17 protein-coding genes and 1 pseudogene are annotated in these 19,635 nt (G+C 48.3%); 4 read left to right on the top strand and 14 right to left on the bottom strand.

Annotation, left to right across the window (positions count from 1 at the left end; genetic code table 11):
- Window positions 1-46 precede the first annotated feature (46 nt).
- The 10 genes and pseudogenes from polA to IV40_RS00150 form a co-directional block, all read right to left on the bottom strand.
- Window positions 47-2,716 (bottom strand): DNA polymerase I, encoded by a 2,670-nt coding sequence (gene polA / locus IV40_RS00195; RefSeq protein WP_057768143.1) that lies wholly within the window; start codon window positions 2,714-2,716, stop codon window positions 47-49.
- A 90-nt stretch (window positions 2,717-2,806) separates the two neighbouring features.
- Complete coding sequence (locus IV40_RS00190) at window positions 2,807-3,511, bottom strand: Bax inhibitor-1/YccA family protein (protein WP_057768140.1); 705 nt, start codon at window positions 3,509-3,511, stop codon at window positions 2,807-2,809.
- Between the two features lie 177 nt (window positions 3,512-3,688).
- Entirely contained in the window at window positions 3,689-5,026 is a 1,338-nt protein-coding gene (murC, locus tag IV40_RS00185) for a UDP-N-acetylmuramate--L-alanine ligase (RefSeq protein ID WP_057768138.1), read from the bottom strand.
- Between the two features lie 82 nt (window positions 5,027-5,108).
- Entirely contained in the window at window positions 5,109-7,682 is a 2,574-nt protein-coding gene (locus IV40_RS00180; RefSeq protein WP_057768135.1) for a DNA translocase FtsK, read from the bottom strand.
- A gap of 127 nt (window positions 7,683-7,809) precedes the next feature.
- Window positions 7,810-8,457: a YtpR family tRNA-binding protein gene (gene ytpR, locus IV40_RS00175; protein WP_057768132.1), complete on the bottom strand. Its 648-nt coding sequence runs from the start codon at window positions 8,455-8,457 to the stop codon at window positions 7,810-7,812.
- 25 nt (window positions 8,458-8,482) lie between these two features.
- Window positions 8,483-8,833, bottom strand: a pseudogene (locus IV40_RS00170) (thioredoxin family protein); the annotation flags it as partial.
- A gap of 57 nt (window positions 8,834-8,890) precedes the next feature.
- Window positions 8,891-9,532 (bottom strand): tRNA (guanosine(46)-N7)-methyltransferase TrmB, encoded by a 642-nt coding sequence (gene trmB / locus IV40_RS00165; protein ID WP_057768126.1) that lies wholly within the window; start codon window positions 9,530-9,532, stop codon window positions 8,891-8,893.
- Between the two features lie 48 nt (window positions 9,533-9,580).
- Window positions 9,581-10,363 (bottom strand): phosphotransferase family protein, encoded by a 783-nt coding sequence (locus IV40_RS00160; protein ID WP_057768123.1) that lies wholly within the window; start codon window positions 10,361-10,363, stop codon window positions 9,581-9,583.
- Window positions 10,364-10,492: 129 nt separating this feature from the next.
- Window positions 10,493-11,713, bottom strand: a complete 1,221-nt coding sequence (locus IV40_RS00155; protein WP_057768120.1) for an ABC transporter permease — start codon at window positions 11,711-11,713, stop codon at window positions 10,493-10,495.
- Window positions 11,706-12,449, bottom strand: a complete 744-nt coding sequence (locus IV40_RS00150) for an ABC transporter ATP-binding protein (RefSeq protein ID WP_057768117.1) — start codon at window positions 12,447-12,449, stop codon at window positions 11,706-11,708. The genes IV40_RS00155 and IV40_RS00150 overlap by 8 nt, the downstream gene beginning before the upstream one ends.
- A 113-nt stretch (window positions 12,450-12,562) precedes the next feature.
- Here IV40_RS00150 and IV40_RS00145 point away from each other — a divergent pair, with 113 nt between their 5' ends.
- The 3 genes from IV40_RS00145 to IV40_RS00135 all read left to right on the top strand — a co-directional run bounded on the left by IV40_RS00145 (window position 12,563) and on the right by IV40_RS00135 (window position 14,369).
- Window positions 12,563-12,997 carry an HIT family protein gene (locus IV40_RS00145; protein WP_057768114.1) on the top strand — a complete coding sequence of 145 codons (435 nt, stop codon included), beginning with the start codon at window positions 12,563-12,565 and terminating at the stop codon, window positions 12,995-12,997.
- Window positions 12,994-13,332: a YtxH domain-containing protein gene (locus IV40_RS00140; RefSeq protein WP_057768111.1), complete on the top strand. Its 339-nt coding sequence runs from the start codon at window positions 12,994-12,996 to the stop codon at window positions 13,330-13,332. Before IV40_RS00145 ends, IV40_RS00140 begins: the two co-directional genes overlap by 4 nt.
- Window positions 13,333-13,463: 131 nt before the next feature.
- Window positions 13,464-14,369, top strand: a complete 906-nt coding sequence (locus IV40_RS00135) for a peptidylprolyl isomerase PrsA (RefSeq protein ID WP_057768798.1) — start codon at window positions 13,464-13,466, stop codon at window positions 14,367-14,369.
- Between the two features lie 60 nt (window positions 14,370-14,429).
- Here IV40_RS00135 and IV40_RS00130 read toward each other — a convergent pair whose 3' ends face one another.
- From IV40_RS00130 to IV40_RS00120, 3 genes are all read right to left on the bottom strand, one after another.
- Window positions 14,430-15,392 carry a 3'-5' exoribonuclease YhaM family protein gene (locus IV40_RS00130; RefSeq protein ID WP_057768109.1) on the bottom strand — a complete coding sequence of 321 codons (963 nt, stop codon included), beginning with the start codon at window positions 15,390-15,392 and terminating at the stop codon, window positions 14,430-14,432.
- A gap of 62 nt (window positions 15,393-15,454) precedes the next feature.
- Window positions 15,455-15,802, bottom strand: a complete 348-nt coding sequence (locus IV40_RS00125; RefSeq protein WP_057768106.1) for a YlbF family regulator — start codon at window positions 15,800-15,802, stop codon at window positions 15,455-15,457.
- Between the two features lie 59 nt (window positions 15,803-15,861).
- Window positions 15,862-17,895 (bottom strand): PBP1A family penicillin-binding protein, encoded by a 2,034-nt coding sequence (locus tag IV40_RS00120; RefSeq protein ID WP_057768797.1) that lies wholly within the window; start codon window positions 17,893-17,895, stop codon window positions 15,862-15,864.
- Between the two features lie 203 nt (window positions 17,896-18,098).
- Between IV40_RS00120 and IV40_RS00115 the strand changes: the two genes are divergently transcribed.
- On the top strand, window positions 18,099-18,968 hold the full coding sequence (locus tag IV40_RS00115; protein ID WP_057768102.1) for an RluA family pseudouridine synthase: 870 nt from the start codon (window positions 18,099-18,101) through the stop codon (window positions 18,966-18,968).
- A gap of 170 nt (window positions 18,969-19,138) precedes the next feature.
- Here IV40_RS00115 and IV40_RS00110 read toward each other — a convergent pair whose 3' ends face one another.
- Entirely contained in the window at window positions 19,139-19,615 is a 477-nt protein-coding gene (locus tag IV40_RS00110) for an arginine repressor (RefSeq protein WP_057768099.1), read from the bottom strand.
- Window positions 19,616-19,635: the final 20 nt, after the last annotated feature.

Raw genomic sequence — 19,635 nt, 5'->3', positions numbered from 1 at the left:
TTTTTAAGTGCACTTATTATAGCTTAAAAGTCCCCCTGAGGCAACTCTATTTTGCAGCGAACCACGTTGGTCCATAGGCACTTTCAACTTTTAATGGAACAGCTAATTTAACGGCTGAATCCATCACTTTCGGCACCAACTTTTTCAGAGTTTCAATTTCGGCGCTCGGTGCTTCGAAAATCAGTTCATCATGAACCTGCAGCAGCATTGTCGCTTGCAAACCTTCTGCTCGCAAAGCCTGCTGCATGTTGATCATGGCGACTTTGATAATATCGGCAGCACTGCCTTGAATCGGCGTATTCATCGCAGTCCGTTCGGCAAACGAACGGACGTTGAAGTTCTTCGAATGGATGCCAGGCAAATAACGGCGCCGGTGGAACAGGGTTTCAACATAACCCTGTTCACGTGCAATTTGAACCGACTTTTCGGTATATTCTTTGACCTGCGGATATTGTTCGAAATAAGCGGCAATGAACCGTTTCGCCTCAGGCCGTGAAATCCCAATGTTCTGGGATAAACCGTAATCGCTAATTCCATAAACAATCCCGAAATTCGTGGCTTTCGCCTGGCGCCGCATATTCGGTGTCACCTGACTGGGATCATCCAAGCCGAAAATCTTCATCGCCGTGTTGGCATGGATATCACGACCTTCTTTGAAGGCTTCCTGCATATTTGTGTCACCGGAAATCGACGCTAGGACCCGCAATTCAATCTGCGAATAATCAGACGAGAAAATCTCCCAACCGTCCTGGCGAGGCACAAATGCCTGCCGAATCTTGCGGCCTTCCGGCAAACGAATCGGAATGTTCTGCAAGTTCGGGTCGACGGACGACAAACGGCCCGTTTGCGTTAATGTCTGCAGATAACGGGTGTGCACCTTATGATCAGGCAGAATCGATTTCAGCAAACCTTCGACATACGTCGACTGAATTTTCGCAATCTGGCGGTAATTGAGAATGTCATCGATAATCGGCGAATACGACTTCAGTTTTTCAAGCACGTCCACAGAAGTTGAATAGCCCGTTTTCGTCTTCTTGATGACCGGCATGTTCATCTTTTCGAATAAAATGACCCCGAGCTGCTTCGGCGAATTGATATTGAACTTTTCACCAGCTTCGTTGTAGATTTTTTCTTCGAGCACTTTGAGTGTCTGCTGGAATTCAGCCCCCATCTTTTTCAACCGTTCGGCATCAACCGTAATCCCGGCAATTTCCATTTCGGCTAAGACGACCGACAACGGCATTTCCATATCCCGGAACAGCTGGTCCTGTTCGTGGTCCTTCAGTTTCTGATATAAATCCGGTTCGAGCTGGTAAATCGCCGCTGCTTTCTGAGTCAGATGCTGGTAAAAGACGTTGGCGTCCTCCGGCATGCTGCGGTGGGCACCCGTTCCATAGACTTCAGCATCGGTCTGCACATCCATGTCCCCATAGGAATGGGCAATTTCACCGAGGTCGTTACTGTTGTTGTTGACATCAAGCAGATAGGAGGCCAGTAGCAGGTCGAATTCGAGCCCCTGTAAATGGCCGCCCATGCGATTGGCGGCGACATAATTCCGTTTGCCGTCAAAAACATACTTGCGGCGACTTTCATCAGCTAGCCAGGCATGCATCGCATCCGTTTGCAGGAGTTCTGGCTGGCTGCTGACGTACCAATGGCCTGGCGTTCCTAAGACAAATCCGACGATTGGGGAGGTATGGTAATTGTCGTCAAGCATTTCAATTTCGAAAGCCTGCGGTGCCGTCGGTTTGAGGGCTGCGGCCAGATTAGCGGCTGTTAATTCGGTGTATTCATGGAGCTGGCCGGCAAACGGATTTGCTCCGTCATCACCGGCAGCCGGCTGCAGCTTATTCAGAAACGATTTGAAGTTCAATTTCCGATAAAATTCGGCCAATTCTTCCAGATGGTCACCCGTATACGGAATATCTGCCAGTCCCAGTGTCAGCGGTGCATGCCGGTCGATCGTCGCCAATTTTTTGCTCAAAAAGGCCTGATTCTTGTCTTCAATCAGATGTTCCTTGAGCTTGCTCTTTTTCATCTCATCGACATGGTCGTACAGATTTTCAATCGAGCCGTACTCATCGAGCAGTTTAAGGGCCGTCTTCGGACCGACTTTCGTCACACCCGGATAATTATCGGACGTATCGCCCATCAGCCCCTTCAGGTCAATGATCTGACTCGGTTTGATTCCCATTTTGTCTTCCACATGCTGCGGCGTGTATTTTTCCAGCTGAGTGACCCCTTTTACGGTAATCACGACAGTGGTGTGGTCGCTCGTCAACTGTGTCAAATCCCGGTCGCCGGTCACAATGCTGGTATCCCACGCCTGTTCATCCGCTTCACGGGCCAGTGTCCCGATAATATCATCGGCTTCGTAATTCGACAGCTGGTATGGTGTAATGCCCCGATCCTTCAGCAATTCCTGCAAATACGGAAATTGTTCCGACAACTCTTCCGGCGTCTTCGAACGGCCGCCTTTATAATCGGCATACTGGGCCGTTCGGAAAGTCGTCCGGCCAGCATCAAACGCTGCCAAGGCATAGTCAGGCTGGACTTCCTTCAAAATAATATCGAGCATGTTATTGAACGCATAAATGGCATTCGTATGCAGCCCATCTGGACTGACAAAGCTCTCGAGCTGCTGGTGCATCGCAAAAAACGCCCGAAAGGCCACACTGTTGCCATCGATTAAAAGTAATTTTTTGGATTGTGTCATTGAAATCCTCCGTTCATGTTCCTGCCTCTATTTTAACAAATTTTCACACTAAAAAACGAGTTCAGATGATTTGTCTGAACTCGTTTGAAATTAGTTGCGGTTGCTGCCGTAACCGAAGATTTCCAAAATCGATAAAAAGATGTTGATGAAATCCAAGTATAGACTCAGGGCCCCTTGAATGGCTAACCCAGTCACAGATACTTGACCAGTTGACCCGTAACGCTGATACATCAGCGTCAGTTTCTGATTGTCCGAAGCAGTCATGATGATGAAGATAATCAAAGTTGCATACGACAAAATGTAGCTGATGACCGACGAATGAATAAACATGTTGACCAGCGAAGCGATGATAATTCCAATCAGGAAGGCAAATGCCGTCCGGCCCCAGTTGGACAGGTTATTCTTGGTGACCCGCCCGTAAATCGACATCGCCGCAAAGACACCGGCACTGCTGACAAAGGCAGCGGCAATATTGGCGCCGCTATAGAACATCGCAATCAGTGAAAATTGCAGCCCATAGCTGACTGACAGTAGCATGAACATCAGAAAGCCGCCGGTCGGATTCCGATACGAATTCCGGCTCACTCCCCAGACGAGGATGAACGGAATGAAGAGGATCACATAGAAGATCAGCCGGTTATTGGCGATCAGATTGATCCATTGTGTTTTAAAGACGGTACTGACCAAGTACGCTACAACCGCCGAAACGGCGATTCCAGCAGTCATATACCCATAGACTTTGTTAAAAAATAACGCTAAGCCACGGTCACGTGACGTCGTTTGATTTTCTTGCATGTCCTGTACCTCATTTCTCAAAATTTACTAGCAAAATGCCATCGAAAGAGGTTTTAAAGTATTTCATTTATGTCATTACTCTTTCATTTGTAAGACCATTTTACACGTTTTTAATGGAACGTCAATACTTATAAAAAAACAGTTCGGCAATCTTTTTGCCGCCCTGTTTTCCAATGATTAACGTTGTTCTAACGCCTTTTTATAGGCAGTTTCATACTTTTGAATATCGCCGGCACCCATAAAGACGACCACGGCATTGTGTTCCTGTAATAAGGAAGTCAGGTCGTCTTGATGGAGCACGCCTTTGCTCTTGTTTGGAATGATCTTCTTGGCTAAATCTGCAGCTGAAACCTTGCCGCTGCTTTCACGAGCCGAACCGAAGATGGGGGTGATATACACTTCATCAGCCTTGTCGAGGGCTTTGGTGAAGCCATCTAAGAAGGCTAATGTCCGTGAGTAGGTATGCGGCTGGAAGACGGCAATAATCTTCTTATCAGGGAACTTCTGCCGAGCCGCATCCAATGTGGCTTCGATTTCAGTTGGATGATGCGCATAATCATCGATAATCGTCATATCGCCGACGGTCGAAACAGCAAACCGGCGTTTTACCCCGCCGAACGTCCGCAATTCACGGGCCACTTCGCCGCTGGGAATGCCTTCAAGATAAGCAACGGCAATTACCGCCGTGCTGTTCAAGACTCCGTGTTTCCCATAGAGCGGTGTTTCGTAACGGCCGATCGATTCGCCTTTGTACATCACGTCAAACGAAGAACCAGCTGTCGTCCGTTCGATATTCACGGCTTGGAAATCATCCTTATCGCTAGTACCGTAATAATAAATCGGCACATCAGCCTTTAAACGACGCAGATTTTTGTCATCGCCCCAAGCTAAAACAGCCTTTTGTGTCTGGTTGGCTTCCGTTTCGAAGGCTTGGTAAACATCTTCGATATCCTTGTAATAGTCGGGATGATCGAAATCGATGTTGGTCATGATCATGTAATCAGGATGGTAGGCTAAGAAATGACGCCGGTATTCATCCGCTTCAAAAACGAAGAAACGTGAATTCGGCACCCCTTTGCCGGAGCCATCGCCAATCAGGTAGCTGGTCTTTGCAACACCGCTTAAAACGTGGGCCAGCAAGCCGCTGGTGCTCGTCTTGCCATGCGTGCCAGCCACACCGATGCTGGTGTACGGCTGCATAAATTTACCTAAGAATTCATGGTAACGCATGACGGGCAAGCCCATCGCACGTGCCGCTTTGATTTCTTCCTGGTCATCATCGAATGCATTGCCAGCGATCACAAACAAACCAGCATGCAGATTATCCTTGTTAAACGGATAAATCTTGATGTTTGCATCTTCGAGTCCCTTTTGTGTAAAGGTGTACTGTGTAATATCCGAACCTTCGACCTGATACCCTAAATCATGCAGCAACAATGCCAATGATGCCATACCGGAACCTTTGATCCCGACAAAATAGTAGGTTTTATCTTTCGATAATTCTTTTTCTGCCATAAGCCATATCCTCTTTTTCGTCTCAAGACGCTTTTTTGTACTACTTCAGTTTACCATATCCGCCGTATGATTCATCGGTTTGTCATTCATTTGTTTCAGAATTTCCAGTGTAAAAGACCTCACGTGGCTTCGAACCATTCGAACCAGAAATATAATGCCGTGTTTCAAGGTCATCAATCAGTTTTGCCGCCCGATTGTAACCGATTGAAAAGACCCGTTGCAGCTTCGACGTCGAGACACCCTTTTCACCGGCAATATAATCAAGCACATCCGGCCACAATTCATCTTCATTTTCGGTCTGGGTCACTTTTTTCAACAAACTATCCGGATTGAAGGCGTAATGCGGCCCCTGCTGATTCTTGACGTAACTGACAATCTGGTCGACTTCATTTTCAACATAAGTCCCTTGAATTCGGACCGGCTGCGACTGACCATTGCCCAAGTAGAGCATATCGCCCCGTCCTAGCAGTCGTTCGGCCCCGCTCTGGTCGATGATCGTCCGTGAATCGACTTGACTCGAAACCATGAAGGCGATTCGTGTCGGAATGTTATTCTTGATGGTCCCAGTAATGACATCGACACTCGGACGCTGCGTCGCTACTAAGAGATGCAGGCCGGCCGCTCGTGCTTTCTGGGTGATGCGGGCAATATAATCCTGCACTTCGCTCGAGGCCACCATCATCAAGTCGGCCAGCTCGTCGATAATGATGACGATATACGGCATGATTAAACCATCATCGCCATTGGCCCGAGCCTTTTCATTAAACTGCTTGATGTTGCGGACACCCGCTGCGGCGAGTTTCTTATACCGATTATCCATTTCGTTGACGGCCCACTTCAAAGCGGCTGCAGCGGCCTGCGGATCGGAAATAACCGGCGATAGCAGATGCGGCAGTCCGTTATACGGTGCCAATTCAACTTCCTTCGGATCAATCAGCAGCAGTTTGACTTCATTCGGTTTGGCCTTATACAGCAAGGACACAATCACACTGTTGATGAAGACACTCTTCCCAGAGCCCGTCGCACCGGCAATCAAACCATGCGGCATTTTATTGATGTCCGTCACCATCGGCTTGCCGAATAAATTGACGCCCAGTGCCACTGTTAACGGTGATTTGCTGTTCTGGAATTCCGGCGAACGCATCACTTCCGACAGCATCACCGGTCGCGACTTCAAATTCGGGATTTCAATGCCGACCGTCCGTTTGCCCGGAATCGGTGCTTCGATGCGAATGTCTTTTGCCGCTAAGGCCAATTTCAAGTCGTCATTCAAATTGGTGATTTTGTTGACCTTGACCCCCCGATCGAGCGCCACTTCGAATTGTGTGACGGCTGGACCAGTTGTCCAATGGGTAACGTGAGCCTTGACATGAAAAGCTTCCAGCGTTTCATCCAGTGTCTGAGCCTGGTCTTGCGCCCACGTTTGCATTTCAGATTCATCTGGAATCACTGGTGCCGGCAATAACGACAGCGGCGGCATTTGATAGGCCGCCGCAACGGCTGTATCAATTACTGGCGCTGCTTCGGCGGTTGTACTCACCGTTACCGGTGCCTGAGTGGGAGCAGTTGTCGGTGCGGCCACTGCTACTTGCGTCGGGATACTGGTCGCTTCCTCAGTCGGCATAGCAGTTGGCGCCACCGTCACAGCAACGGTCGGAACTTGTGTAGGGGCCATCGTTGCTTCCTCAGTCGGAACGCTAGTCGCTGCTGTTGTTGGCGCACTGGTGATGGCCGTTGTCGGTGCACTCGTTATTTCAACCGTAGTTTCCTCAGTCGGTGCTGTCGTGGTTTCAGTTTCGGTCACAGCACTGGCAGCTGAAGACTTTTCCTCCGCCAAACTGCGCCGCAACTGCCGCTGCTGCTTCAACAGTTTTTTACGTGCTTTGTAACTGAGTTGTTGGGACTGAACCGGCTTTTTCTCAGCCAGACTGTTCGGCGTTAAACGCTGCTGATGCAGGTTTCCATAAAACTCGCTGACGGTTGCCGGAATTCGCTGGACCGTTGCTTCAGTCGTCGCTTCGATGCTGTCCTCTGAGGGAGCTTCTGTCGTCATTACGGCTGTCCTATCTTCTGCGACAGGTTCTTCCGATTTGATTTCCGTTGTCGTGTCTGCAACCGATTCGGGTTCCGAACTGGTTGCTGTTTCTTCAGGAACAGCTTCACTAACGATAGCTGGTGCGGCTGAGGTCGGAGCAACCGTTGATTCTCCTGTCTCTGCCGCTGAGGAGACTACTTCTGAATCAGCGGCTGCCACTGACGATTCTTCCGGACTGAAAAGAATCGTTGCACTCGCTGTGTTCTCAATCGGCGCCACGTTGGGTTCTTCATCTTCCAACGACCCGAACAGGTAATATTCATCCGGCGTCTTATGCAATTCTTCCAAAATGTGCTTATATTCATCGAGCGGCACTTGCCAATGCCACTCCTCATTCGTTCCTAAATGGCGAGCCAGATGCTCCCGTTTGGCTTCTTGGCGGACATGCGGCAAAGCAGCATCGAGCGGTTCTTCTTCTGAAGAACTGGCCACTGACGCAGGTGCTTGCGACACTTGTGCTGCGGATGCACTGCGAACCGGACGCTGTGCTTGTGAGGCCGCCTGCTGTGGCTGCCGTTCATTCTGCCGATAAAAAGCCGGCCCATCATAATGCTCATCCATGATTTTCAATCCTTCTTCGTTTAAATTAGTCTAATTTCATTTTAACATGCTTCCCAGTGATTTTTAGGGCGATTTAAAAGAAGCCGCAAAAAAAGCCCGCACACGGCGGACTGATTTTTAGGAATGGTTAAACGTTTTGTTGTGCGACTAAAGCGGCCCCTTTTTCGAAATCAAAAGGTGCACCGGTTTGCGCACTGGCAGGCAGGATTAAAATGCCATGTTTCTGCGGTGCATTCGGCAGTGCCAATTCACGAGCAGCGGCTAACATGCCGTCGCTTGTGACACCACGCAGCTTGCCGGGCCAGATAATCTGGCCGCTTGGCATCATTGCCCCAATCTCGCAGACAACCACTTTCTGACCTTCAGCAACATTGGCCGCCCCGCAGACAATCTGCAGGGTCTGGCCGTCTGCGACTTCTACCTGGGTAATATGCAGATGATCTGAATCGGGATGTTTTTTGACTTCTTTGACGAAGCCGACCACAAATTTAGACTGTGTCTGGGCAACCAGCTCACCTTGAAAACCGGCTGTTTCAAGAGCGGCATTCAGCTTAGCAACTTGTGCTTCTGACAAGATGACCTGGCCGTTTTGATCTAATTCCGGCAGAATCCGATCAATCGCTAAAAAGTTGTACCCCAATGTCCGCTGGTCGTCGGTGGCAAATACACGGACGATGTCGTCTTTTTGTTCGCTGTCCTGATGGTCGGCGTTCGGTGCCACGATTGCAACGAGTACATTTGGAAAAACTGCTTTATTTAAACTTGTAATCAACATCTGTTTTCAAATCTCCTTTATGACGTTAGGCCGCGACGGAATCGATAAAATCTTCGACCTGTTTCTTTGTCTTACGATCTTTATTCACAAAGCGTCCGGTTTCTTTGCCGTCCTGATAGATGACAAAACTAGGAATCCCCATGATTCCCATCTCTTGGCAGAGATCGATGAATTCGTCCCGATCGACCTGGATAAATTGATAATCCGGATAATCGGCTTCGATTTCAGGCATCACTGGTTTGATAAACCGGCAGTCTGGGCACCAATCGGCGGTAAAGAAAAGGATATGCTTACCAGTGGCAAGCGTTTGTTTTAAATTTTGATAACTAGCTTGATCTAAAATTTCCATTTGAATCAATCTCCTTACTTTTAGTAACCGTTCTTGATACCTCTACTATACGCTTTTTTTCTAAATTGTCTAGTCTGCTGGCACTTATTTAAAGTGCGCACATAACTGAAAAATCGGCTGGCCCTTGGCGCTGAATTTCTGTTCGTATTCGGTCATGACATTGTCGTCAGCCCATTGACTCTGGTGCAGATTGAGCGACACACGGTCGAATTCCATCCCGTAGTGGTTCAGTGAAATCAGCGAATATTCGAACAAGCCTTGATTATCAGTCTTGAATTCGAGCTCGCCAGCTGGCTGCAAAACCGTTTCATATTGTTTCAGGAAATCTTTATACGTCAGCCGCCGTTTTTCATGCCGTGTCTTTGGCCATGGGTCGGAGAAATTCAAGTAAACCGTGCTGACTTCTTCCGGTGCAAAATATTCGGTCAGCTCGGCCCCGTCGCCCAGCAATAACTGCAGATTGTCCAGCTGCAAATCGACCTGCTTTTTCAGGACCATCGCAATCGCCGATTCCTGAACTTCAATCGCAATAAAATTGCGGTCCGGATATTTTTGCGCCATTTCGGTAATAAACCGGCCTTTGCCGGAACCGACTTCAATCGACAACGGCTGTTTCTGGGCGAAGCGGCTTTGCCATTTGCCCTGCATCCCGACCGGATTGACCAAAATCCACTGCGGATTGGCCGCAATCAGGTCTTTGGCCCATGGTTTGTTTCGTAATCTCATGTTAACGTCCTCTCACAAAAGAATGAGGCGCTCGCACGCCTCATCTCGTTAGTCCTTCTTAAAAAAATGTTCTAATAAAAGTATCGCCTGATTCATTTCCGTAAACCGGCATTCCTCATAATGGGCACGAATGGCATTTAACAAATGCAGACAGCCGTACCAATGAATACGGGTCAATAATGGGGTCGTTAATTCCAAGCCGTAGCTGGCGACCCACTCCGTCCAATCGGCACGGGGCACATACTGAAATAAAACCATGCTCAGGTCGACGGCCGGATCAGCTAACATTGCCGAATCCCAGTCGACCAAGTATAAACGTTTCTGGTCCGACAGCAGCCAGTTTTTATGATTCAGGTCGCCGTGACAAACTTCAAACGCATTTTTTGAAAACTGCGGCTGGTTTTTATTAAGGAAAAAAGCGACTTTTTCCAAAAAATCATTCTGCCGCAGGGCCAGCGGCAGCCCCTGCTCGTAATGCCGCAGCAGCCGGCTGGGCGTGTATGCCTGCCCGCCGACTTTGACCAGCATTTTCTTAAGCAGCCGGGACGTATGCACTTGCCGCAGCAAATGCGCCACTTGGGCACTATTCATCTCATCTCGGGTCAAGGTCCGGCCGTTCAGCCACTCTTGGGCCGTCAGCACATCGCCATTCGCGATCCGTTTGGTCCAAATCAGCCGGGGCGTGATGCCCTCAACCGAGAGTGCAGCTAAAAACGGCGAACTGTTCCGTTTTAAAAATACTTTTTCCGTTGCATGGATGCCCATAAAGGCACTTCCAGTATTCCCACCTGCTGAACGGATTTGCCAATCGGCATTTAAGTCGAAGTCCATCGGCAATCCCCCTCACTTTGAGTTTTGGAAGACAACTCATTTTTTTCTCTTTCCCTATTTTAAAGAGTATTTAAAATACCGTCAAGCCAAAATCGCACCCCAGCAAAAATTGCTTGGATGCGATTCGTGTTAACGAATAATTCTTTTTTGCGGACGCAAGCGTTGCGGCGTATAGATTCTGACAAACGCTAATACTTCGACAAACGTTGCGATGAGAATAATCGCTGTCGGCATGGTGAATTTCCAGACGACCAGAATCACCAAGGCACCAATTCCCCATTGAACGCCCATTAACCATTGGACCAGCCGTTCGAAGGAACGCTGCTTCTGCTGGTCAGACAACGGGTACAAATGGGTAAAGATAATGCCGTCGTACTGATGATAAAACGGCAGCAGTTGAAAGCCTGTCATATACAGGAACAAGGCGAACAAAATCAGTGCCAGCACCCACTGCGAACTGAAGTACAGAATAATGCTGCCTAGAATCACAAACCGGATGTACAAGCCACTGTATTCGGTGCCCCGCAAAAAGCCCCGAATGAACAAGTAGCCATAAGCATCGTCATGAGTTGGCTTGACCCAATTGGCGATGAAATCAAGGTAGCTACGGCGTTTGACCCGGCTGCCCATTCCCGGCACGTCGGTAAACAGGTTGTAGAAACGGTACAAATTAAACATGCGGGTCTTTTCGGTGGCGGCTAAGTACTGCCAGCGCAAATGAAAATGGCCGACTTGCCGCTGCTGCATGCGCGCATAAACGGCGCCTAGGACTGCCAGTACCACTCCGACCAACGGGTGGATGTAGAAAGCGGCTGCTAAGACCAGCAAACTGAAACCGTAAAACAGCCAGCTAGTGTGCTGCTGCCAATTGGCCATCTGATAACGCTGCAGGACGGCTAATTTCAAATTGAGAGCTTTGAGCACCAGTTCGGTCACACCTAGGAACAGCAAGCCCCACATCGTCATGCCGGCGCCGATCCACAGAAACGGTGCTAACGCCAGCACGGCAAAAATCATCACGATACTCGGCAGCAACAAACTATACCGCCAGGCCCGTTCCAAATAGGCTGGAAACGATTCTTCTTTCGGCAGCAGAAACACCGTATCGGCCTCTTCCACCAAAGTGGCTAAGTGGCCGAAACCAAGCACGATTAGCAGGACAATCAGTCCCAATGGCTTGGCCCACCAAACCGGATGGGTCAGCCCCTTCAAAGCATTCGAATAGGCATAGCCTAGGCCGCCCAGCATAAAGATTAGGGCAATCACAAAATGATCGTTGAAGACGAGCCGCAAATACTTGAACTGCTGGCGCTGGTGCTTGGCTAAGCGTTGCGACCAGAGATCAGTCATCGGGATCCGCCTCCTCCTTCGTCATCTGCAGATAAATATCATCCAGATCGGCGGCGCTCATGTGGAACTGCTCCTCAAGCTGCTTGAGGGTACCTTCGGCACGAACCCGGCCGTGATTGAGGAGGACAAACTGATCGGCATACTTCTGCGCTGTATCGAGGATATGGGTCGACATGAACACCGACGCCCCCTCCTGCTTCTTTTCGTTGACAATCGTCAGCAAATCATTGATGGCCAGCGGATCAAGTCCCGTGAACGGCTCATCGATGATGTATAAACTGGCCTGGGTCATAAAGGCACAGACAATCATCACTTTTTGCCGCATCCCTTTGGAAAAATGAATTGGAAACCAGTCTAACTTATTATCGAGCCGGAACATCTTCAACAACCGGTGCGCCCGTTGCCACGTTTCATCATGGTCGAGGTCGTAAGCTAAGATTGTCATTTCAATGTGTTCTTTTAAGGTCAGCTCCGGATATAAAACCGGTGTTTCCGGCACATAAGCAATCTGCTGGTGGTAGGCATCCGGATTTTTCGCCAATGTCAGTCCGTTCACTGCGATTGTCCCTTTCATCGGGGTCAGAACACCGATGATGTGTTTGATCGTGGTCGATTTGCCGGCCCCATTCAAACCGATCAGCGCAACAATCTCGCCGTCCGGCACAGTAAAGCTGACGTCTTTCAAAACTGGTACTTGGGCATAACCGCCCGTTAAGTGTTTTACTTCAAGACTCATATTTTCGACTTCCTCTAGTTGGTTCTCTCATTAGATGTGAACTGTTTTTTTAAGCTACTTTATGATAGCATGAAATCAATCACGAATGAAACCACAAAGGAGGAGTTCTCCCTATGCAAGACTGTGTATTTTGCAAAATCGTCGCTGGTGAGATTCCCAGCACGACTGTTTATGAAGACGATGTCGTCAAAGCCTTTTTAGATCTGACGCAGACGACGCCTGGCCACACATTGGTGGTCCCGAAGAAGCATGTGCCGGACATCTTTGCTTATGATGCCGACCTGGCCGGAGAAGTATTCAAACGGATTCCGATGATTGCACGGGCCATCAAAGCTTCCAACCCAGCCATCAAAGGAATGAATATTATCAATAACAATGGTGAAATCGCCTATCAATCCGTTTTCCATTCTCATTTTCATCTGATTCCCCGTTACTCGGAAGCAGACGATTTCTCGATTCACTTCGGTGATCATTCCGATGATTACTCGCAAGCTGATCTGCAGAAAATTGCGGACGATATCCATGCCCAACTGGAGGCCAGCAAATGAATTTTAAAAAGGGATTGTTAATCGGGGGCATCAGTGGTGCCCTGTATGCACTCGCCACAACTCACCTGACGGGTGTGCAGCGGCAAAATGCAATTCGGGATTATGTGTTAGGGATTCGGGATGCTATCAATGGCTTGAGTGCCAGCGTGACATCTTTGCAAAAAGCCGCTCAGGATTTTGCCAGTGAAGTGCAAAATGCCAGCGACACCACCGTCAAAGACATTACTAAGACCTTGGATACATTCGAATACGAATCCCAGCCCCGCATGGACCAAATCCAAAAATCGGTCGACAAATTACAAAGCGACACCGGCCAATCTGCACCAACCGATTAGCTTTGCGATGAAAGTCATATGAAAGTATGAAACTTCTGTGAACTTCTGTTTTCAAAATTGCATTTATGTTATATTAGAAAGCGAATTAGCTGGATTTCCAAACAAAAAAATCACGAAGGATGTGGGATATTTTGAAGAAAAAATGGCTCGCTGCAGCAGCGGGATTAGTTTTGGCTTTATCGATGACCCTGGCAGGTTGTTCTGCTGGCGGCAAGACAGTCGCAACATTAAAGGGTGGCAAAATCACTCAGGAACAATATTATGACGAAATGAAGAAGTCATCCGCCGGCAAGCAGACCTTGCAGACGATGATCTTAACCAAGGCTTTGGAAAACCAATACGGCAGCAAAGTTTCTTCTAAGAAAGTCGACAAGGAATACAACAAGTACAAGTCACAATATGGTTCTTCTTTCTCAGCCGTTTTGGAACAAAACAGCTTAACGAAATCCAGCTTTAAGAAGAGCATTCGTTTGAACATGTTGGAAGAAGCCGCTTTGAAAGCCAACAAGAAAGTCACAAATGCTGATTTGAAGAAGCAATGGAAGTCTTACGAACCTAAGGTCCAAGTACAGCACATCTTAGTTTCTAAGAAGTCAACTGCTGAAACCATCATCAAAGACTTACAAGCAAACAATACCGAAGCCGAATTCAAGAAGTTAGCCAAGAAGTACTCAACAGATACTGGTACTAAGAATGATGCCGGCAAGTTGTCCGCCTTCGATAGCACCGATACTTCCTTGGACTCAACCTTTAAGAAGGCTGCCTTCAAGCTGAAGACCGGCGAAATCACGACAACACCTGTTAAGACACAATATGGCTACCATGTCATTCGCATGATTAAGAACCCTGGTAAGGGGACCATGGCAAGCCACAAGGCTGAATTGACACAACAAGTTTATGACGGCTGGATGCAAGATTCCACAGTTATGAACAGTGTCGTTTCGAAAGTCCTGAAGAAGGCCAACGTTTCAATCAAGGATAGCGATTTGAAGAACATCTTGTCCGATTATGTCGGTTCATCAAGCTCCTCTAAATAAACGTGAATCAATCAAAAAGAGTTCCCATTTCTGGGGACTCTTTTTTTGGGTTTAAATTTTTTATTCGTCATGACTTTGCGGCTTGTCGTGCGGCCGGTAGAAAGTACGTCCGTCCATCGCAAAGAGCCGTTCGGTATACTCACCCGCATCGGTGTGCTGCAGTGCCGTCGACATCATCGTGATTGAAGCATCCATATCATCCAGATCATGCAAGACTTCGGCTTCCATGATCTTCGGCCGTTCCGGCGAGCCATATTCCAGCAGACCATGATGCGCCAAGACCACATGCCGCAAGAGCAACATATTTTCGGAATAAATATCGATTTTGAGTTCTTGACAGGCCAGGACAATCTCCTCATCGATCAGGACGATATGCCCGATTAGATTGCCAGCCAATGAATACGTCGTTGAAATCGGACCCGTCAGTTCGATTACCTTGCCCATATCGTGGAGGATTGCGCCAGCGTACAAGAGCGATCGATTTAACTGCGGATATTGGTCGGACACCGATTTTGCCATTTTCAGAATCGATAACGTGTGGTAAGCCAATCCGCCTTCAAAAGCGTGGTGGTTCGTTTTGGCGGCTGGGGCCTCAAAAAACTTGGCACCGTTCTTCTTCAGCAGCGTCCGGACCACCCGGCTCCAGTCGGCATTGGTGATTTCAAACACGTAGCTTTGCAATTCATCTTGCATCGTGGCCTTTTTCTCCGGCGCATGCGGGACATATGCCGCCGCATCCTGTTCGGCAGCGTCCACTAATTTCAATTGATAGATTTTAATCTGCGGATTGCCCTGATACCGTTCCCGTTTGCCCTTCAAATGGACCACTTTGCCCGTCTGAAAGCGTTCGATGTCCGGCTCAGAGGCATTCCAGTATTTACCGGTAATCTGGCCGGATTCATCTTCAAACGTAAAGGCAATGAATTTTTTGCCGTTTTTGGCAATCCGAACGTCCGCACTCTTGATCAGCACCGGGATCTCTAGCTGCTCGCCGTCTTGAAAATCAAATAATTTTTTTGCCATTGCACTCCCCTGATTTCTGTTTCAACGAAAAAGAACGCCCTGAACAGGCGTCCTTTCACAAATTATTTACCTTGGTATAAGTCTGTGATCGGCTTGGAGATGATCTTGTTCATTTCATCGACGAACTTGCTCATTTCACGTTCCTTGGCCATCAAGTCTTTGATGACTTGGATGTTGCCCACTTTTTGAGCCAATGCCTGTGCTTTGTCGATTTCATCGTCGGTCAGGTCTTCACCTTTAATCTGCTTTTGCTGCAGTTCGACCTGAACGTCTTGGAATTGCTTGAATAAGCTGTAAGCCACATCGTCTTTCTTCATGTTTGCAAATGCAGTCTGTAAAGCCATGAATTCTGGAGATGCTGCTAATTCTGTTTGTAATTTGCGTGCGGTATCAAAAATTTCATTTGCCATGTTGTCTACGGCCTCCTAATCATATTAAAACGCTTAAATGTATTATACCTGATTTTAAACTAGTTGCCAAAGGCGCCTTTTAATTGGCTGAACCATTGACTCGCCTTTGAAACACCTTCGTTGATGCTGTCCTTGAGGTTGCCGACCCAATTTTCGGCCGAAGAAGTTGTTTTATTCTTAGTTTCACTCTTTGCTTCAGCAATCGACTGTGCATCATTGGTCGTAAATTTCGTATTCGGCGTGCTCGGCAGGATATCTTCCATTTCCAGCTTCCAAATCTTGGCGACGCCGGATTCACTCGTTCCCTGTAGGAAATGCGACTGATCCGTTTGGTCGAACCCAATCCAAGTCGCCACGACGATATCCGGCGTATACCCGACTAGCCACTGGTCTTTGGTCCCGTAGCCATAACTATTCGGCACCTGCGTACTCCCCGTCTTGCCAGCAACCGTATAGCCGTCCGGCTTGGCTGAAGCGCCGGTCCCGTTGCCTTTGAAGACATCCATCATCATGCTGGTCATCTCAGTGGCATTGCTCTTGCTGAGAACGGTCTTATTTTTGACCTTGGTATTATCGACGATTGTCGCCCCAGTCGCATCGACGATCTTGGTGATGAAGTGGTCATCAGCCATCTTGCCATTATTGGCAAACGCTGTGTAGGCATGCGCCATCTGGTACGGCGACACGTTGATATCACCAAGTGCCAAGCCTAAGTGCTGATTTTTCTTCGGAACATTGATTCCGAATTTTTCAACACTCTTGACCCCTTTGGACAAACCGATTTTATTCAATGTCCAGACAGCCGGTGCATTCAGGCTTTGCGCCAGTGCTTCATACATCGGCACCTGGCCGAGATATTCGCCCGTTGGGTTGGTCGGCGTATAATGGGTCGACCCATAGGAAATCTTTTTATCGGTCAAGTTGGAATCGTAATGGAACCCATTTTCAAGCGCTGGTGTGTACACAGCCAGTGGTTTGATTGTCGAACCCGGCGACCGTTTCATCTGGGTTGCCCGGTTGAAACCACGAAAGACATGGGTGCCCCGTCCGCCAACGACGGCGACGACACCGCCAGTACTAGGATCAAAGGCAATCGAACTGCTCTGCACCTTGGTGCCATCACTGGCATTGGTTGGGAAAGCCGAATCGTCATCGAAAGCCGTTTGCATTTCAGTTTGATAAGTCTGATTGAGGGACGTATAAATCTTGTAACCCTTATTCATAATTTCTTCTTCAGTCAGGCCGTAACGACTGATGGCTTCGTTGATGACGGCATCGAAATAATACGGATATTTGTAGCCGTCCCCCTGCGTATAGGTGTTTTTGACGACTAACTGCTCACGCTTCGCTGCATTTGCTTGCGATTGCGTCAGTTTTTTATTATCAACCATCAGCCCTAAGATTAAATTACGCCGGGAAGTGGCATTGTCGAGATGGTCAACAGGGTTATAATAACTAGGACTGCGCAGCATGGCGGCCATGGCAGCCCCTTTGCTTGCATCCAGCTGGCTGGCATTTTGCCCAAAGTACCGGCGGGAAGCGTCCTGAACCCCCCAGACCCCGTTCCCGAAGTACGCATTATTGAGATACATCGTCAGGATATCTTTCTTTGAATACGTATGGGTGATTTCAATGGCCAGAAACAGTTCTTCCACTTTACGGAACAGCGTCTGTTTCTGCGTCAGCAGTGCATTTTTGGCAAGCTGCTGGGTAATCGTACTCCCGCCGCCGACGATTTCGCCGTGGTGGATGACATAGCCGACTGCCGCCCGCAGGATGCCTTTGATGCTGAAACCGGGATTCGTATAGAAGGAACGGTCCTCAGTCGAAATGACCGCATTCTGGATTTCCGGTGAAATTTTGTCTAAACTGACATAAGTCCCTTTCTGAGAGTATAATTCGCCGGCCTTTTGATCTTTAGAATCATAGACAATCGTTTTCGTCTGCAAAGTCGCCTTCAGGTCGCCGACATTGGCCGTTTTGGCTTTATAGGTGAAGTAAATGCTGGCCACTAAAAACAGGCTCAGAAAAAGAAGCAGCAGCCAGCGGGTCAGCTGGAAACGATGCCAGAAAACACGGATTGCATGCCACATTCTTGCTAAATAGGGATGGATAAACTGCCAGATCCGATTGAGGACGCGTTTGGTCTTTGTCCACCATGTTTCTTCCTGATTTCTCATATTCGCACTCCAATGACTTAAATTACTGTTTCATTGTACCATAGCCCTCTAAAGGTTCCTCCACCTTCAGACTGAATTTACCGCAAGTTTAATATTTTACGAAAGGGAGTTTTCAGATGCCTGTTCAAGCCACTAAAGAAGTCCGGCTGCCGATGTCGTTCCAGCCCCGTCCGATTCGTACTTTGCTGCGTGAATGGCTGCTGCCCCGCAAGACTCAGCACCAGCTCCGCAGTCAACAGCAGATTCTGATCAACGGTCGTTACCAATCAATCAATACTGATGTGCATGGCGGCGATCGAATCTGGATGCATTTCACCGATTTAGGCATCGCCGACCAGCATTATCTACCCAGCCAGGCCTTCCCATTGGACGTTTTATATGAAACGGCTGACCTGCTGATTGTCAATAAACCCAGCGGCGTCAAATCGCATCCGAATCGGCCGGATGAGACTGGCACCATGATGAATGTCGCCGCCAGTTATTTAGCCGCCAAACAGGAACGCCCTTATATGATTCACCGGTTGGATATGGCCACAAGCGGCGCCCTCCTGATCGCTAAATCGCCGGCCGTTGTTGCCCCTTTAAACCGGCAGCTGGCGTTAAAAACGATGCAGCGGTCCTACATTGCCGATGTACGGGGCCGACTTGAACCGTCTCAAGGGACAATCGACCTGCCGATTGGACTCGATCCGACTGATAAACGCAAACGCACCGTCGATTATGACCATGGACTAGCAGCTCGCACCCATTATCAGGTTTTAAGCCGGACCGCCACAACGACTCGCATTCAGCTCACCCTTGAAACCGGCCGCACGCACCAAATTCGCGTTCATCTGGCGGCTTTAGGACACCCACTGCTCAATGACCCGTTGTATGATTCCGATGCCGCTCTTGAACACCGGATGCATCTCCATGCTAATCGGATGACATTAACAATTCCATTTACCTTTATCCGGCTGTCAGTCCCAGCCCCCTTAAAAGACTAAAAAGGGCACCTGTTAAAAGTCGTTTTTTGACTTTCCCGTCATGACTGTTTGGCAATGTCAACTTGTCAAAATAAAGATGGCGTTCTAAGTGGTGAAACACTACTTAGAACGCCATCTTTTTGTGCACCAGATTCTTCTGGCACAGTTTTTTAACCTAAATTTATTTTTCGTTAATCATCCTGGCTGACATGATTGGTTTGGATATACTGGTTGACCATTTTGTTGACATGGGTCGCCGCAGCAACATCCGGACTGATCACGACAATTGTGTCATACCCAGCTACCGTTCCGACGACTTCCGGCAAGTAAATATCATCGAGAATTGCGGCCAATAGATTGCCATTACTAGGCAAGGTCCGGATCACATTTAAAAATTGAACTTGCGTGATCTTGGCGACCACATGTTGGATCGTGTCGTGGAGCCGTTCTTCTTGTGAACGATCATCGGCATGGAAAATCGTATAACGCAGCACCCCATTTGAATCTCGCGCCTTGACGATCTGCATCTCACGAATGTCCCGTGAGATCGTTGCCTGCGTAGCATCAATGCCTTCATCCCGTAACAGTTGCAATAATTCTTCCTGTGTCGAAACTACATGTCGATCGATTATTTGTTCTAAACGTGCTTGTCGTTCTGACTTCTTCACACGATCACCTTCTAATCTTA

The sequence above is a fragment of the Lactobacillus selangorensis genome, assembly GCF_001437205.1.
GTDB lineage: Bacteria > Bacillota > Bacilli > Lactobacillales > Lactobacillaceae > Paralactobacillus > Paralactobacillus selangorensis.
This window is presented reverse-complemented; position numbering and strand designations above follow the sequence as displayed.

Excerpts from the sequence above, each read along its gene's own strand:
- IV40_RS00130 (WP_057768109.1), bottom strand. The coding sequence starts at position 15,392 with ATGGCAAAAAAATTATTTGATTTTCAAGACGGCGAGCAGCTAGAGATC.
- IV40_RS00155 (WP_057768120.1), bottom strand. The coding sequence starts at position 11,713 with ATGACTGATCTCTGGTCGCAACGCTTAGCCAAGCACCAGCGCCAGCAG.
- IV40_RS00120 (WP_057768797.1), bottom strand. The coding sequence starts at position 17,895 with ATGTGGCATGCAATCCGTGTTTTCTGGCATCGTTTCCAGCTGACCCGC.
- IV40_RS00140 (WP_057768111.1), top strand. The coding sequence starts at position 12,994 with ATGAATTTTAAAAAGGGATTGTTAATCGGGGGCATCAGTGGTGCCCTG.
- IV40_RS00145 (WP_057768114.1), top strand. The coding sequence starts at position 12,563 with ATGCAAGACTGTGTATTTTGCAAAATCGTCGCTGGTGAGATTCCCAGC.
- ytpR (WP_057768132.1), bottom strand. The coding sequence starts at position 8,457 with ATGTTGATTACAAGTTTAAATAAAGCAGTTTTTCCAAATGTACTCGTT.
- IV40_RS00180 (WP_057768135.1), bottom strand. The coding sequence starts at position 7,682 with ATGGATGAGCATTATGATGGGCCGGCTTTTTATCGGCAGAATGAACGG.
- IV40_RS00115 (WP_057768102.1), top strand. The coding sequence starts at position 18,099 with ATGCCTGTTCAAGCCACTAAAGAAGTCCGGCTGCCGATGTCGTTCCAG.
- IV40_RS00160 (WP_057768123.1), bottom strand. The coding sequence starts at position 10,363 with ATGGACTTCGACTTAAATGCCGATTGGCAAATCCGTTCAGCAGGTGGG.
- polA (WP_057768143.1), bottom strand. The coding sequence starts at position 2,716 with ATGACACAATCCAAAAAATTACTTTTAATCGATGGCAACAGTGTGGCC.
- IV40_RS00150 (WP_057768117.1), bottom strand. The coding sequence starts at position 12,449 with ATGAGTCTTGAAGTAAAACACTTAACGGGCGGTTATGCCCAAGTACCA.
- murC (WP_057768138.1), bottom strand. The coding sequence starts at position 5,026 with ATGGCAGAAAAAGAATTATCGAAAGATAAAACCTACTATTTTGTCGGG.
- trmB (WP_057768126.1), bottom strand. The coding sequence starts at position 9,532 with ATGAGATTACGAAACAAACCATGGGCCAAAGACCTGATTGCGGCCAAT.
- IV40_RS00190 (WP_057768140.1), bottom strand. The coding sequence starts at position 3,511 with ATGCAAGAAAATCAAACGACGTCACGTGACCGTGGCTTAGCGTTATTT.
- IV40_RS00125 (WP_057768106.1), bottom strand. The coding sequence starts at position 15,802 with ATGGCAAATGAAATTTTTGATACCGCACGCAAATTACAAACAGAATTA.